Below are 15585 nucleotides of genomic sequence, written 5' to 3'. Positions count from 1 at the left end.
CTTTTTTACTAAATCTTTATAACTAATTTAAATAATGTTTATAAATTGGTTGGATTTAGTTTTGATTGATTAAAACAGATTCTAAAGCAACAGTAATCATTTGTTTGAAACCATTTTGGCGTTGTTGAGCTGACATTGCCTCACCTTTACGAATATGATCTGAAACGGTACAAATAGCCAGTGCTTTGGCACCATATTCTGCTGCGACACCATAGATACCAGCAGCTTCCATTTCGACGCCTAAAATATTGTATTTTTCCATTACATCAAGAATAGTTGGATCAACAGTATAAAAAAGGTCGGCAGAAAATAAATTACCAACTTTAACTGGGATCCCTAATTTACTTGCTGCATCAACGGCATTTCGAGTTAAATTAAAATCGGCAATTGCGGCAAAATCGTTATCTCTAAAACGAGTTCGATTAACTTTAGAATCAGTACAAGCGCCCATGCCAACAATTATGTCACCTAAGTTGACATTTGGACTAATAGCACCACAAGAACCAATGCGGATAATATTTTTGACATGGTAAAACTTGATCAATTCGGTGGTATAAATAGAACAAGATGGGATCCCCATCCCATGCCCCATAATAGAAACCTTTTGCCCTTTGTAGTAACCGGTAAAACCTAACATTGCTCTGACATTGGTGACTTCTTGTGCTTTTTCTAAAAACGTTTCAGCAATGAACTTAGCACGTAAAGGATCGCCTGGCATTAGCACAGTTTCGGCAAAGGCATTTTCAACAGCGTTAATATGTGGCGTTGACATCAGAATCTCCTAGTAATTGATTGTTTAACATGATTATTTTATTGATTTCTGGATAAAAGATTGACCATAATCCATTGGGGTTAAAGCAAAATAATCGGCAACACTTTGTCCAATATCGGCGAAGGTTTTACGGTGACCTAAAGATCCAACTGGCACACTGTCACCATAAACTAAAACAGGAATATGTTCACGGGTATGATCAGTGCCGGACCAAGTTGGATCGCAACCATGATCTGCACTGATTATTAGCAAGTCACCCGGTGCAACTAACGCTAACATTTCAGGGAGTCTGCTATCAAAATATTCTAAAGCGGCAGCATATCCTGCTACATCACGTCGGTGACCATAAGAGGAATCAAAATCAACAAAATTAGTAAATACAATAGTGTTATCTTTGGCTTGTTTAATTTCTTGCAGAGATGCATTGAAAAGGTCTTCAATGCCAGTAGCTTTAACTTTTTTGGTAATGCCAACTTGGGCATAAATATCGGCTATTTTGCCGATAGAAACGACATTGCCGTGTTTTTCATCAACTAATTTTTTCATCATTGTTGGTGCCGGCGGTTCGACGGCTAGGTCATGGCGATTACCGGTACGCACAAATTCGCCAGCTTTATTACCAATAAAAGGTCTAGCGATCACTCGTCCGATGTTGTAATTACCTTTGTTTAGTTCATCGCGGGCAATTTCACAAACTTCGTAGAGTCTATCTAAACCAAATGTTTCTTCATGGCAAGCTATTTGAAACACCGAGTCTGCGGAGGTATAGAAAATGGGTTTACCTGTTGCCATATGTTGTTCACCTAATTGGTCAAGAATAACCGTTCCTGATGAATGGCAATTGCCAAGGTAGCCGGGTAGTTTGGCACGAGCGACAATCTTGTCTAATAGTTCTTGAGGAAAGCTATTAGTGGTGTTGGTAAAATACCCCCAATCAAATAATACCGGTACACCGGCAATTTCCCAATGACCAGACGGCGTGTCTTTTCCTGACGATATTTCACTTGCATAGCCATACGCCCCAATGATTTTACCTTCGGTAATCATACCTTGCGGATAGTGACCAGTGGATTCATAGGCTGCTTCCAGTAAGCCTAATCTGGCTAAATTAGGTAACTTTAATGCCCCCTTACGCCCGTTGTTAGCCTTGCCCAACGCACAAGCTTCTGCAATATGACCTAATGTGTTAGAACCTTCATCACCAAATTTTTGGGCATCTTCTGCACCACCAATTCCGAAGGAATCAAGGATCATAATAAAAACTCTTTTCATAATCTTCTCTTTGTTTTAAATAAATTAATGCTAAATAATTTTAGGAATAAAATCCTACTAATAATGTGAACTAACACGTGTTTATCAATTTTTGACTTTAACAGTTATTATAAGTACTTTTGTCACTACTTGCTTTAGATTTATTGGAGTTAGCCTTCTTAATAACTGTAAATTACTCGGCGAGCTATAATACCTGATAAATAAAAACAAAACAGATTTACTCATGGTTTAGCTTCGTAATTACTTAATATAAATGTTTATAGCAATAATTGTTGTGCTAATTTTGCTAAAGATTGATATAAAAAATGGTTTCTTTGCTATTGCTAATAATTTGCTACTTAAAACCTAAAAGCATTAGATTATTAAATATTGTGACTAATAGCTAAAAATTTACTGAATTACTACTCTTGACTAATGGGTAAAATATTATTCATCATTATGATAAAATATTCCTCAATATGTAATATATATTTAAAGTTAGTAGAGTTATTGTTTTTATTATTTAAACTATTAAATAACCTATCGGTAAAATTATCCCTTAATTAATTTTAAATATATTTTTGTTTATACAACTAAAGGTCGTTATTAATGAAACCAAAAATTCCTAATACTTTTGGGCTTGATGTTTTTGCGGAGCAGGTGATCACTGTTACTAGTGTTGAGCAACTAAAAGAAGTTTGGAAAAACCTACAACCTAAGCAGCCGGTCATGATTATCGGTGAAGGCAGCAATACTTTATTTACCTGTGATTTTGCCGGAACGATTATTGTTAATCGAATTAAAGGGATAACAATTACGGAAACTAAGGACCAATGGTGTTTACGAGTAGGGGCAGGTGAAATTTGGCATGAAGTTGTAGCACAAACAATAACTCACAATATTCCCGGGTTAGAAAATTTAGCTTTAATACCGGGTTGTGTTGGTTCAGCTCCGATTCAAAACATTGGTGCTTATGGAGTCGAATTCCAAAAAGTGGCTGACTACGTGGAATTGTTAGAATTAGCAACGGGTAAAATTATTACAGTTACTGATGGGCATTATGGTTACCGAGAAAGTATATTTAAACAAAACTATGCTCAGGGATATGCCGTTATTTATGTAGGTATTAAACTTCCTAAACAGTGGCAGCCTGTATTAACTTACGGTGAATTAAGGAACTTTGACCCACAAACGGTTACTGCCAAAATGATTTTTGATAAAGTCTGTGACATTCGACGCAGCAAATTGCCTGATCCTAAAGTATTAGGCAATGGCGGTAGCTTTTTCAAAAATCCGGTAGTCGATAAAAAAATTGCAGATCAATTACTTGAAAAATATCCAACTATGCCTATATACCCTCAAGCGAATAATCAAGTTAAGTTAGCAGCTGGTTGGTTAATTGATCAATGTGGCTTAAAAGGTTACCAAATGGGTGGTGCAGCAGTGCATCAACAGCAAGCTTTAGTTTTAGTTAATAAACATAATGCTACAGCCCAAGATGTGGTGGCTTTAGCGCGTTATATTCGCAATACCGTATTACAAAAATTTTCAGTTAATCTGTCACCAGAAATTCGTTTTATAGGTAGTACTGGTGAAATCAATGTGAGCGATTATTTATAATTACACCATGAAACACTCTTATTCATTCCCTATTTTATTAGCGAGTTTGTTATTTGTAACCATCTCGCTATCAGCATTGAATACGCAAGTGCCATTATGGCTAGTGCATAACCAATTTCCCGTGTGGCAAATTGGTTTAGTTGGTTCCAGTTATTTTGTCGGTAATCTGGTTGGTACCATCGTGGCTAATTGGTTTATTAACAAATTTAATGCCCGACATACCTACAGTTATAGTTGTATTATTTTTGCTATTGCCACTATTGGGTTAAGTTTTTCTATGGACTTTTATAGTTGGGCGATTTGGCGATTTTTTATTGGTATCGCTTGTGCGGTGACATGGGTAGTTATTGAAAGTTGTATTTTAGTCACTGGTACAGTGCGAACCCGCGGTAAAATGCTAGCCGTGTATATGACGACTTACTATTTAGGCACAGTTTTTGGGCAAGCACTATTACAGTACTTTCCACAAGATGTACTTTATTTTGGCTTAGTGGTTTCAGTATTGATGGGATTGGCAATTTTATTTATTTTGCTGACGCATTATAAATTACCGAAAAGAAAGCAAAGTAGTTTTAACATTATACCAATGATATTACATGAACCGTCCAGATTAGGTTTAATTGGTTGTGTTATTGCCGGAATGTTGATTGGTTCACTGTATTCGTTAATGCCAGCTTATTATTCACATTTGGGGTATAGTGACAGTCAAGTTGCCAACTGGATGATTTTATTAATTTTATCAGGTGTGATTGCACAGATCCCTGCCAGTTGGTGTGCAGATAAATACGGTAGGCGTATTGTTTTATTAAGCGAATCGTTATTAGTGGTGGTTGCCTGTGTCATGTTGGTATGCAGTTGGTTTGAAATATTGGCAATTATTTTGTTAGGCTCAACCATATATACTATTTATCCAATTTCCATGGCCTGGGCCTGCTCTAGCGTTAGGAAGCAAGATATAGTGGCGATGAATCAAGCCATGCTACTTACTAATACTTTAGGCAGTTTAATCGCCCCAGCAATTATTGCTTTGGTAATGGATAAATTGAGTAATGCTTATTTATTTGTAAGTTTTGCTATAATCTCATTTTATTTTGTTATTTTATTAATCAAAAAGCGAGAACTTGATGCGCAATAAGCAAAATCTACTCAAATTAATTGAGATCTTAGCCGATGGTCAATTCCATTCCGGGGAAGAATTGGCTGCATTATTTGGTATTACTCGTGCCGGTATTAACAAATATATTAAAATACTGCGTGAATGGGGGCTGGTATTATCTTCAGTACAGGGTAAAGGTTATTGTTTAGCGTCTAAATTAGATTTACTGGATAAAACTAAAATTGAGCAACATAACCATTCCAAAAATAGGATTGAAATATTACCGGTTATTGATTCCACTAACCAATATTTGTTAGATAGAATTGATTCACTCCAATCAGGTGATTGCTGTGTTGCTGAATTTCAGTCCAAAGCTCGGGGTAGGCGAGGGCGACAATGGTTTGCACCATTTGGCACTAATCTTTACTTTTCGATGTATTGGCGATTAGAGCATGGTATTGCTGCTGCCATGGGTCTTAGTTTGGTAGTTGGCATTGTTATTGCCGATGTGCTACGGCAATTATCGGGTCAAGATATTAAAGTAAAATGGCCTAATGACCTATATTTGCATGATCAGAAGTTAGCTGGAATTTTAGTCGAAATTGCTGGTAAAACCGGGGATTGTGCCCATGTAGTTATTGGGATAGGCGTTAATTTAATGATGACTCATCCAGATACTAATATTGTTAATCAAAAATGGGCCAATTTGGGTGCAGTTGATCGTAACTTGTTAGTGGCTAGAGTAGCACAAACCTTAACAGCGAAATTAGCAGAATTTGAACAGCAAGGTTTAGCTGCTTTTATTAATGATTGGCAACGATTAGATAATTTTGCTAATCGTCCGGTAAAATTATTGATAGGTGACAAAATTATTCGTGGTATTGCCAAAGGTATTAATCAACAAGGTGCATTATTGTTAGAACAAGAAGGTAAAATTAATGCCTATATTGGTGGTGAAATATCGTTAAGAAGTGATGAATAATCTTGATAATAACCAACCCTCTTTACATTGAGAAGGTTGGTTATTTGGCTAAACTATTTTTTAAATCTCAACACTCGTAAGGCATTTGCCGTTACGATTGCAGTAGTACCTGAATCCGCTAAAACAGCTAACCAAAGTCCGGTAATCCCTAGTAAACTGGTTACTAGAAAAACCAGTTTGATTCCTAAGGCAATAGTAATATTTTGTTTAATATTGCGATTAGCAAAGCGGGTTAAACGAATCAATTTAGGTAAGCTCAATAAGCTGTTTTTGGTCAATGCAGCATCGGCTGTTTCAAGTGCTACATCGCTACCGCTCCCCATAGCAATACCGACCGTCGCGGCTTTTAGTGCTGGCGAATCATTAATACCGTCACCCACCATAGCAATAGGTGTCACTGCATTAATTTTTTCGATTTCCAACAATTTATCTGCCGGTAATAATTCGGCACGGTAATCGATGTTCAATGTGGAGGCTATAGCTTTAGCTGCTCGCTGATTGTCGCCGGTTAGCATGACTGTTTCTAACCCAAGGTGATGAAGATCTTTAATTGCCGGAATAGCATCACTGCGCAACACATCTTGTAGCGCAATAATACCCAGCAATTGTTGCTTGGTTACCACAACTACCACGGTTTTTCCTGCATTTTCAAGTTCATGAATACTTTGTAAGTCATTATCTGCTATCGCAGTGGAAACATTGGTAACTTTATTGGGAGATACAATATAGAACGTTTGTTGCTCAATATCACCTTGAATCCCCACCCCTGCAATCGCTTTACGATTATTGGCTTCAACAAAATTAATCTGGTTTTGCTGGGCATAATCGATGATTGTTTTAGCAAGTGGATGGTGTGAACCACTTTCAATAGCGGCAACAATAGCTAACAATTGTTCTCTGGTTATTTCATGTTGAATAATATCGGTAACTTGAGGTTTACCCGCAGTAAGAGTACCGGTTTTATCGAAGGCAATCATTTTGACGGCACCTATACGTTCTAATGCCGCCCCACCTTTGATTAATACTCCTTGTTTAGCCGCACTTGACAGTGCTGAAGTAACAACTGCCGGAGTGGAAATAACTAGCGCACATGGGCAACCAATTAATAATAAGGTTAGCCCACGATAAAACCATGTGTACCAATCAGCATGCATTAATAGTGGTGGAATAATAATGACAAATAAAGCAAATATTGCAATAGATGGTGTGTAATAACGACTAAATTTATCAATAAAGCGTTCGATTGGGGCTTTGCGTTCTTCGGCATCTTCTATCAGCTGTAAAATACGATCAACAGCATTTTGGCCAGTTTCGGAGATGACTTTAAATTGAATAGTGGTATCAACAACTAGTGAGCCTGCTAGGATCTTATCACCACAAACATAATTAACGGGAATGGATTCGCCGGTAAGTGCACTTTCATCAATACTAGCTTGTTCACTAATTAAAATGACATCGGCAGGCAATCGGCCACCGGATGAAATTTCAATGATATCACCCGCTTTTAAAGTATGACTATCAACAGTGTGCCTTTTGCCATCAATAATTAACACGGTTTCATCAGGCATTAATTCAACTAATGATGATATTCCCGATTTAGCTTTGCTAGTAGCAATACCTTCTAACATTTCACCAATCATAAACAGGAAAATCACCATGGTTGCTTCTTCCGCAGCGCCAATAAATAAGGCACCAATTGCCGAAATACTCATTAGAGTTTCGATTGCAAAAGGGGTGCCACTGCGAGTTAACATAATGGCCTCTTTAACAATAGGCACTAATCCAATAATAGCAGTAATAATGAATGCATATTCACCAATATTTTGATTAATTAATAAAATTATATAACTAATAATAATTAGACCACCCAATACGGCAATAGGTATAAGGGCTTTTTTATCAAAGCCATGTGCGTGTTCATGTTGATGAGTATGTTGGGGAGAGGATTCTAAGATGGGTTTGTAACCCAATTCAATTACTTTATCTTCAATTAGTTTAATAATTTCTTGATCTTTATGGGGAACTAATACGATTAGTTTCTCAGTAGCAAAAGTGATTTTTATTTGATTTACATTAGGGATTGTTTTAAGTCCGTTTTCGATTTTCTGAGCACAATGTGCACAATCCATCCCCTGAATTTTCCATGTTAATTTTTGATTTTCTGTTCGCCGGTCAGGGTCATCAGGTGGATCATCAAATTCGTTGGTTTGGGTTGTAGTATGTGTATCACCGCCACAATTAGGTGTAGTTTCTTGAGCACAACAGATTTCGTGAGGTGAATGGACATGATTGTGGGCAATATTTTGACAATTACCGTGGCAATGGTCATGATGGTCATGCTGATGTTGCATGGATTTGTTATTATATAACATAACGTTACCTCGTTTTGTTGATGATTTTGATTGTACTCCATAATAGCTAAAATGAAATCATTTTTTATCGAATCTGCTGAATTTTGAATTATTTTTAGTATAAAAGTAACAATTCACCATTAACGGAACTAAAAGATGATGCAAAGATAACACGTATTGTTAAATGTTATTGAGGCTGCGTCATACTTCTACTTTGATTTTAAGTATATAATTACTAATAATTAGCTAATTGAGATTTGATATGTCGACTATTTCTTTAATTCGTAAAGGAAAAGGAATAATTTTTACTGCTTTTCTTTTTACCACTTTTATTATTGGCATTACCGGTGCATTACAATCACCCACATTAAGTCAGTTTTTGACTTTTGAAGTCCATGCTGAAGCAACTTTTGTAGGTGTTTTTTATTCAGTTAATGCCGCTGCCTGTATTATTGGTAGTTATTTATTAGCCAAATATTCTGATAAAAAAGGCGATCGCAGGAAAATTGTTATATTTTGTTGTTTAATGGGAATAGCCAATAGTATTGTATTTGCATTTTCACGCCAATACTTGGTATTAATTACTTTTGGTGTTTTTTTTGCTGCACTTTCTTCGGCAGCTATGCCACAAATGTTTGCGCTTGCTCGGGAATACGCGGTTAAAACTGGCCGTAATGTAGTAACATTTAATTCTTTAATCCGTGCACAAATGTCCCTTGCTTGGGTTATTGGTCCACCTTTATCTTTTGCCTTAGCGATTAATTATGGTTTTACTACTATGTACCTCACAGCCATGAGCATGTTTATGGTAGCGATGCTAAGTGTAGCTATCTTTTTACCATCTGTTGAAAAGAACCCTGCTAAAGTATTAAATAATCCTGCTGATGTAGCAGTGCTTAGTCAGCCAATTTTTAAAAATAAAAATGTTGTTTGCCTTTTGCTAGCTACAATTTTTATGTGGACAGCCAATATGATGTACATAATTGATATGCCGCTTTATGTTTTTTCGGTGTTGCACCTTTCAAGTTCACTACCGGGTAAATTAATGGGATTAGCCGCTGGGATCGAAATTCCGGCTATGCTAATTGCTGGTTATTTAGTACCTTATCTTGGTAAACGTAATCTATTTTTTATTGCGGTATTTTGTGGGATATTATTTTATATAGGCATGATTGTCTTTACTGATGAATTGGCATTATTTGTAATTCAGATCTTTAATGCATTATTTATTGGTATTGTCGCCAATATTGGCATTATTTATTTTCAAGACTTACTACCTACCAGAATGGGAGTAGCTTCAACATTATTCAATAATGGCATAATTTGTAGCATTATTTTAGCCGGAATGCTACAAGGCGTGCTCTCCGAAAACTATGGGCATGAAATTATTTATTGGATTGCGTTAGTGATGGTAACCATCTCCTTGTTATTTTGTGCATTAGTAAAAGAAGGCAAAAAATTAGCGGGTTGAACTGCTATTGCAGTTAATATATTCCGTCTTCCTGTATTAGGAAGACGAAACCAACATTATTTATGATCAAATTGTTGTTGTAATTTTTGGTAGAAACAATAATCCGTTCTTTCGTAGCTAATTGGTGTGATAGCTATATAGCCACTATTAGCTGCATCCAGTTCTTTTTCTTCATCAAATACTTGTTGATTACGTTTAGCTCTGAACCAAAAATAATCATCACCTTCCGGATCTTTGGTCGCAGCAACAATGAAATTACTTACGTCGGCCGCCCCTTGTTTGGTTATTTTGGTGCCTTTTACTTGTTTAGCAGTACATGCCGGGAAGTTAATATTGAAAATTATATTTTTAGGGGTTGTTAATGCAAGTAACTGTCTAATTACGGCTTCAGCATGCTGAATACTGGAATCCCATTCTGTCGGTTTATTATCTTCGGATGACAGTTGACTTAATGCCATTGCCGGTACCCCTAAAGTCATAGCCATCAGCGCGGCACCCACAGTTCCGGACAGAATGGTTTCAAAACCGACATTAGATCCATTATTAATCCCGGAAAGGACTAAATCAGGCAAGCAATCCTTCATTAAATATTTTAAAGCAAATAGCGAACAATCAGCCGGCGTGCCATACACCGCATATTCAGTAGGCGAACGCTTAGCGATGCGAAAGGGGGCTTTCAAACTTACAGCACAAGAAACCCCACTTTGATCTAGCGCTGGGGCAACAATCCACACTTCATTGGCAAGTCTTTCGGCAATATTTTTTAATAACACCATTCCCGGCGCATCAATACCATCGTCATTGACTAACAATATGCGATTTACTAATTTTTTAGACATATAATTTCCTTATTCGGTAAAAGTATTACATTGATTAATATTGCCACTATCAAATCCACGTTTAAACCAAGTATAACGCTGTTTAGATGTACCATGGGTAAAACTATCAGGAACAACATAGCCATTGCTTTGGCGTTGTAAACGATCATCGCCAATGGCTTCGGCAGTATTCAATGCTTGTTCTATATCGCCAACTTCAAGAATATTTTGTTTTTGCATTGCATTACCCCACATCCCAGCATAGCAATCGGCTTGTAATTCCAGTTTAACTGACAATTGATTATCGGTTAGATCAGATTGATTGAGCTTTAATTGTTCGACTTTATTGAAAGTACCTAACAAGTTTTGAACATGATGACCAACTTCGTGAGCAATGACATAACCTTGAGCAAAATCACCGCCACCACCAAGTTGTTGCTGCATTTCTTGATAAAATGATAGATCAAGATAGACAGTTTTATCAACATTGCAATAGAACGGCCCCATATAAGCTTGCCCAGTACCACATGATGTTGTGGTTGATCCTGTATATAACACTAATTTCGGAGCAACATATTGTTTACCTAAACGTTGAAATTCTTGGCTCCAATAATCTTCAGTACTAGCAAGGATTACCGAGGTAAATTTGACTGCATCGGGATCATCTTCGGCAGTAGCTTGTTGCACACTTTTATCGGTATCAATTGAATTAGCATCGATTAAACCAGTTAAATCAATGCCATAATAACCCGCGACTAATACCACAATAATTAAAGCGATTCTACCTTTGCCACTTAGGGGGATGCGAGTGCCTATTTCACTGCCTGATTGGGAACGGCGATCTTCAATGTTATCACTTTCTCTCTGGTCTCTCCAACGCATAGGATTTGCCTCATCAGTTTTAGTTTAGCTATTCTAATGGATAATAAATAAGGATTCTAGGTTAAGTTATAATCAATGACTGGCTGTATAAAACTATTAACGTTTAACTATCGATGCTCTAAACATAATCTAAATTAGGTTAGTTATATTTTACAATGCAGGCTTATTTTGCTAGAATCCCCAGCTGATTTTTAATAGTAGTTTTGTCGTAACTAGTCTGCTAGCTAACGTCAATAGATTAGTCTTTACTTTTTCGTCCTCAAATTTTTTATCTTTACCAGATTTTGCTCCACTATTACTTAACTAACTAGCATTTTTATATGCTTATTGAAGAATAGTTTTTATCCATAAGTAGTAAAAATAAATTAATAAAAACATGTTGTTGCGTTATTGCATTTTCGTATTTATATGAAAACAGGTGGTATATTATGAGAAAAACAACGAAGACCCGAAATAAGCCATTAAATATTAATGATATTACAATAATTGATGATAGCAAATTGAAAAAAGCGATAACCGCTGCTGCATTAGGTAATGCCATGGAGTGGTTTGATTTTGGGGTCTATGGTTTTCTAGCTTATATTTTAGGTCAGGTATTCTTTTCGGGGGCATCACCAAGTGTGCAGATGGTGGCGGCGCTAGCAACATTTTCGGTACCATTTTTATTCCGTCCATTAGGTGGATTAGTTTTTGGGGTTTTAGGGGACAAATTTGGTCGCCAAAAAGTACTTTCAATTACTATTATCATTATGTCGTTAAGTACTTTCAGTATCGGCTTAATTCCATCCTATGCAAGCATAGGCATTGCAGCACCGATTTTATTATTATTTGCTAAATTAGCTCAAGGTTTTTCCATTGGTGGTGAATATTCTGGGGCGGCTGTCTTTGTGGCTGAATACTCTCCTGACCGTAAACGCGGCTTTATGGGCAGTTGGTTAGATTTTGGCTCTATTGCCGGATTTTTGATCGGTGCCGGTTTAGTGGTGCTGTTATCAAGTTTGCTAGGGGAAACAACGTTTCATGCTTGGGGTTGGCGTATTCCTTTCTTTTTTGCTTTACCATTAGGTTTGATAGGCCTGTATTTACGCCATGCATTAGAGGAAACGCCTGCTTTCCAACAACAAAATGACGTAAAAGATAAAAATGCGCATGGACCACATGACAACCCTGCAAAAACAACCTTAAAACAGATTATAACTAAGTACTGGCATAGCTTTTTTGTGTGTGTTGGTTTAGTCATTGTTACTAATGTGACTTATTATATGCTGCTCACTTACATGCCAAGTTATTTATCACATAATTTAAATTATAACCCTGACCATGGGGTATTAATTATTATTGCTATCATGATTGGTATGTTATTTGTACAACCAATGATAGGCTTAATCAGTGATAAAATAGGCCGCAAACCATTTATTATCGGTGGCAGTATTGGCTTATTAATTCTGGCTTATCCGGCATTTGTAATGATAAATAGTGATGTAATCGTGTTTATCTTTTTAGGGTTACTTATACTAGCGGTGTTACTTAACTGTTTTACCGGGGTGATGGCATCAATTTTACCGGCTATCTTTCCAGTTAGTATCCGCTATAGTGCCTTAGCAATTGCATTTAATGTATCCGTATTAATCGCTGGGGCCACGCCGACCGTTGCTGCTTGGTTGGTTGAGGTAAGTAACAATTTATATATGCCAGCCTATTACCTAATGGTTGTCGCATTAGTTGGATTAATAACGGGTTTAAAGATGAAAGAAACTGCCAATAAACCATTACGGGGAGCCACTCCGGCAGCATCAGACCGTTCAGAGGCCAAAGAAATTTTGTCTGAACATTTTGATTCAATCGAACAAAAAGTTGAAGATATTGAACAACAAATCGAAACCTTACAACAGCAACGACAAAAGTTAGTCGATCAACATCCTAAATTAGATTAATAATGATTTTGTCAAGATGTTTCCTGAGAACCCCACGTTTCAGTATAAAAGTTGGTTAAACAAGTCATGAAATTGACTAAAATGAAATGAAAATAGTACAGGGAGATCTATTGTGTATAAGCCGCCGACCTTAGGGTCGGCTTAGAGAAAAGTTATTTAATTGCTTTAGCAACAATTTCTTGAGCTTCGTGTTGTAACTGAGTTAAATGGTCATTACTAATAAAACTTTCGGCATAAATTTTGTATGCATCCTCAGTTCCGGAAGGACGAGCAGCAAACCAACCATTTTCAGTGATCACTTTTAAGCCACCAATAGGGGCGTTATTTGCAGGCGCTTTGGTTAAGCACTGGATGATTTTTTCACCACCAAGTTGGTCAGTCGTTAATTGGCTAGCATCAAGTTTGGCAAGTTTTTGTTTTTCAGCAAAAGTCGCATTAGCTTGTAACCTGCCGTAATAAGAAACCCCAAATTTTGCTTCAAGTTCTTGGTATTGTTCTTGTGGGTTTTTACCTAATTTGGCGGTCATTTCAGCAGCAAGTAAGCATAAAATAATGCCATCTTTATCGGTAGCCCATACTTTCCCGTTAGTTCTCAAAAATGAGGCGCCGGCACTTTCTTCACCAGCAAAACCTAGTCTGCCATTAAATAAACCATCGGCATACCATTTAAAACCGACAGGGAATTCTAAGTATTTTTTATTTAAACTATTGGCAACCCGGTCAATCATAGAACTGGTAACTAAAGTTTTACCAACAGCAATATCTTTATGCCATTGTGGGCGGTGCTGGAACAAGTAATTAACACAAGCGGATAAGTAGGCATTTGGATTCATTAAGCCTTTAGGTGTAACAATGCCATGACGGTCAAAATCGGTATCATTACCAAAAGCTAAATCAAATTTATCTTTTAATTTTAATAAACCAGCCATAGCCCAGCGACTGGAACAATCCATGCGAATGACACCATCATGATCGAGGTGCATAAAACTAAATGTTGGATCAACTTTATTATTAACAATATCGAGTTTAATGCCATATTTTTCAGCAATCCGCGGCCAATAAGTGATACCAGCGCCACCTAATGGATCAACACCAATTTTAAGCGCCGAATTTTTAATTAACTTAAGATCTAAAATATTTTCCAGATCATTAACATAATCAGTTTCATATTCGCGAGTATGAATGTAATCAGATTTAAGCGCTTGGTCTAAAGTAACGCGTTTAACGCCGTTTAAGTTATGCTTGAGTAACTCATTAGCTCTATTTTCAATTTGTTTGGTAATATCCGTATCAGCCGGACCACCATTAGTTGGGTTATATTTAATCCCCCCATCTTCAGGCGGATTATGAGAAGGAGTAATAACAATACCGTCAGCCAGTTGTGATTGTTTGCCTTGATTGTAGGTTAAAATTGCATGTGAAATAACCGGAGTTGGGGTATAGCCCCAATCACGAGCCATAACAATAGTTTGTTGGTTAGCAACAAAAACCTCAAGTACAGTTTTAAGTGCAAGTTCAGACAGAGCATGGGTGTCTTGACCAATAAAACAAGGACCTGTGATGTTATTTGCTTTACGATATTCAGCCACTGCTTGGGCAATAGCTAAAATATGGGATTCGTTAAAAGTTCCTTTGTTGGAACTACCACGGTGACCTGATGTGCCGAAAATAACTAATTGGCTAGCATTATCAGTATCTGGTTTGATTTGATAATAGTTATTTTGTAATGACTCAATATTGATCAGATCAGAAGCTTCAGCTAATAACCCGGCTCTGCTGTGGTTTACCATTTTTTACTCCTCTTTCATAAAATTCTTTTTTTTATAATAGACTGATACTTTTATTGTTTTATATGTGTACCGTCTAGATACTATTTATTTAGTTGCAGGTGAAAACTCACTAATAACTTGCCCTATCATATTTTCCGATATTCCCATATCGCTCATAATAGATTCAATAATATACACTTTTCGTGCCGTATTAGTGTTACTAATCACCCAATATGGGGTACCAACGATTTCCCGAGGTTTGGTATTTTTACCGGATAATTCTAAAGATTGTTTATCTTTAGCTAAGTATTGCCGTTTACTACCATGTAAGGCAGTGGCAGCAATAGAAAACAGCCCTGGGTTATAATTATACAGAGTACTAAGTAACAATATAAAACGGTTAATGACTGATTTTTCAGTAGTAAAAGCGTCACTAGTTAATAAATTGGTAAAAATCGAATAATGATTTTGTGAGTGGAGGGTTTCAGTTGGTTGGCTAGGTAAGGGACCATTAATATTTAACAAACGCCGTAAAATACTGGAAGCATCTTCCCCTATATGTTTGGTTTGGCCTGCTATAAATTGATAAAGTTCTTCGTCGATTTCGATAGTTTTCATTCTGTTACTTATACCTATTAA

12 protein-coding genes are annotated in these 15585 nt (G+C 36.7%); 5 read left to right on the top strand and 7 right to left on the bottom strand.

Features of this window, described 5'->3' with window-relative positions; translation table 11 throughout:
• Nucleotides 1-55: 55 nt before the first annotated feature.
• Entirely contained in the window at nt 56-772 is a 717-nt protein-coding gene (deoD, locus tag A9G13_RS03260; RefSeq protein ID WP_065556182.1) for a purine-nucleoside phosphorylase, read from the bottom strand.
• Nucleotides 773-805: 33 nt separating this feature from the next.
• Nucleotides 806-2044: a phosphopentomutase gene (locus A9G13_RS03255; protein ID WP_065556181.1), complete on the bottom strand. Its 1239-nt coding sequence runs from the start codon at nt 2042-2044 to the stop codon at nt 806-808.
• A 588-nt stretch (nt 2045-2632) separates the two neighbouring features.
• On the opposite strand from A9G13_RS03255, the gene murB reads away from it, so the two are divergent.
• Genes murB through birA form a run of 3 tightly spaced genes read left to right on the top strand, consistent with a single transcriptional unit; the run spans nt 2633 to nt 5721 of the window.
• Nucleotides 2633-3643 (top strand): UDP-N-acetylmuramate dehydrogenase, encoded by a 1011-nt coding sequence (murB, locus tag A9G13_RS03250; RefSeq protein WP_065556180.1) that lies wholly within the window; start codon nt 2633-2635, stop codon nt 3641-3643.
• A 7-nt stretch (nt 3644-3650) separates the two neighbouring features.
• Nucleotides 3651-4778 (top strand): MFS transporter, encoded by a 1128-nt coding sequence (locus A9G13_RS03245; protein ID WP_065556179.1) that lies wholly within the window; start codon nt 3651-3653, stop codon nt 4776-4778.
• A complete protein-coding gene (birA, locus tag A9G13_RS03240) occupies nt 4768-5721 on the top strand; it encodes a bifunctional biotin--[acetyl-CoA-carboxylase] ligase/biotin operon repressor BirA (protein ID WP_065556178.1) in 954 nt (317 codons plus the stop codon). Before A9G13_RS03245 ends, birA begins: the two co-directional genes overlap by 11 nt.
• A gap of 53 nt (nt 5722-5774) precedes the next feature.
• On the opposite strand, the gene A9G13_RS03235 is transcribed toward birA, so the two are convergent.
• On the bottom strand, nt 5775-8093 hold the full coding sequence (locus A9G13_RS03235; RefSeq protein WP_065556177.1) for a zinc/cadmium/mercury/lead-transporting ATPase: 2319 nt from the start codon (nt 8091-8093) through the stop codon (nt 5775-5777).
• 241 nt (nt 8094-8334) lie between these two features.
• Here A9G13_RS03235 and A9G13_RS03230 point away from each other — a divergent pair, with 241 nt between their 5' ends.
• Nucleotides 8335-9543, top strand: coding sequence for a sugar efflux transporter (locus A9G13_RS03230; protein WP_065556176.1), 1209 nt, complete (start codon nt 8335-8337; stop codon nt 9541-9543).
• Between the two features lie 56 nt (nt 9544-9599).
• On the opposite strand, the gene surE is transcribed toward A9G13_RS03230, so the two are convergent.
• Nucleotides 9600-10382, bottom strand: coding sequence for a 5'/3'-nucleotidase SurE (gene surE, locus A9G13_RS03225; protein ID WP_065556175.1), 783 nt, complete (start codon nt 10380-10382; stop codon nt 9600-9602).
• Nucleotides 10383-10391: 9 nt separating this feature from the next.
• On the bottom strand, nt 10392-11243 hold the full coding sequence (gene ypfJ / locus A9G13_RS03220) for a KPN_02809 family neutral zinc metallopeptidase (protein ID WP_065556174.1): 852 nt from the start codon (nt 11241-11243) through the stop codon (nt 10392-10394).
• Nucleotides 11244-11671: 428 nt separating this feature from the next.
• Between ypfJ and proP the strand changes: the two genes are divergently transcribed.
• Complete coding sequence (gene proP / locus A9G13_RS03215) at nt 11672-13177, top strand: glycine betaine/L-proline transporter ProP (RefSeq protein ID WP_065556173.1); 1506 nt, start codon at nt 11672-11674, stop codon at nt 13175-13177.
• 152 nt (nt 13178-13329) lie between these two features.
• Here the strand turns inward: proP and pgm are convergent, their stop codons facing one another.
• Both pgm and A9G13_RS03205 read right to left on the bottom strand, forming a co-directional pair.
• On the bottom strand, nt 13330-14967 hold the full coding sequence (pgm, locus tag A9G13_RS03210) for a phosphoglucomutase (alpha-D-glucose-1,6-bisphosphate-dependent) (RefSeq protein ID WP_065556172.1): 1638 nt from the start codon (nt 14965-14967) through the stop codon (nt 13330-13332).
• An 84-nt stretch (nt 14968-15051) separates the two neighbouring features.
• Entirely contained in the window at nt 15052-15564 is a 513-nt protein-coding gene (locus tag A9G13_RS03205) for a hypothetical protein (protein ID WP_065556171.1), read from the bottom strand.
• Nucleotides 15565-15585: the final 21 nt, after the last annotated feature.

Source organism: Gilliamella sp. wkB178, assembly GCF_001690705.1.
Classification (GTDB): domain Bacteria; phylum Pseudomonadota; class Gammaproteobacteria; order Enterobacterales; family Orbaceae; genus Gilliamella; species Gilliamella apicola_K.
The sequence above is the reverse complement of the archived record's forward strand: the minus strand, read 5'-3'. Positions and strand labels throughout refer to the sequence as shown.

Bases quoted from the DNA above. Each gene is read 5' to 3' on its own strand.
- proP (WP_065556173.1), top strand. From the start codon at position 11,672: ATGAGAAAAACAACGAAGACCCGAAATAAGCCATTAAATATTAATGAT.
- pgm (WP_065556172.1), bottom strand. From the start codon at position 14,967: ATGGTAAACCACAGCAGAGCCGGGTTATTAGCTGAAGCTTCTGATCTG.
- A9G13_RS03255 (WP_065556181.1), bottom strand. From the start codon at position 2,044: ATGAAAAGAGTTTTTATTATGATCCTTGATTCCTTCGGAATTGGTGGT.
- A9G13_RS03230 (WP_065556176.1), top strand. From the start codon at position 8,335: ATGTCGACTATTTCTTTAATTCGTAAAGGAAAAGGAATAATTTTTACT.
- murB (WP_065556180.1), top strand. From the start codon at position 2,633: ATGAAACCAAAAATTCCTAATACTTTTGGGCTTGATGTTTTTGCGGAG.
- A9G13_RS03245 (WP_065556179.1), top strand. From the start codon at position 3,651: ATGAAACACTCTTATTCATTCCCTATTTTATTAGCGAGTTTGTTATTT.
- birA (WP_065556178.1), top strand. From the start codon at position 4,768: ATGCGCAATAAGCAAAATCTACTCAAATTAATTGAGATCTTAGCCGAT.
- ypfJ (WP_065556174.1), bottom strand. From the start codon at position 11,243: ATGCGTTGGAGAGACCAGAGAGAAAGTGATAACATTGAAGATCGCCGT.
- A9G13_RS03205 (WP_065556171.1), bottom strand. From the start codon at position 15,564: ATGAAAACTATCGAAATCGACGAAGAACTTTATCAATTTATAGCAGGC.
- surE (WP_065556175.1), bottom strand. From the start codon at position 10,382: ATGTCTAAAAAATTAGTAAATCGCATATTGTTAGTCAATGACGATGGT.
- A9G13_RS03235 (WP_065556177.1), bottom strand. From the start codon at position 8,093: ATGTTATATAATAACAAATCCATGCAACATCAGCATGACCATCATGAC.
- deoD (WP_065556182.1), bottom strand. From the start codon at position 772: ATGTCAACGCCACATATTAACGCTGTTGAAAATGCCTTTGCCGAAACT.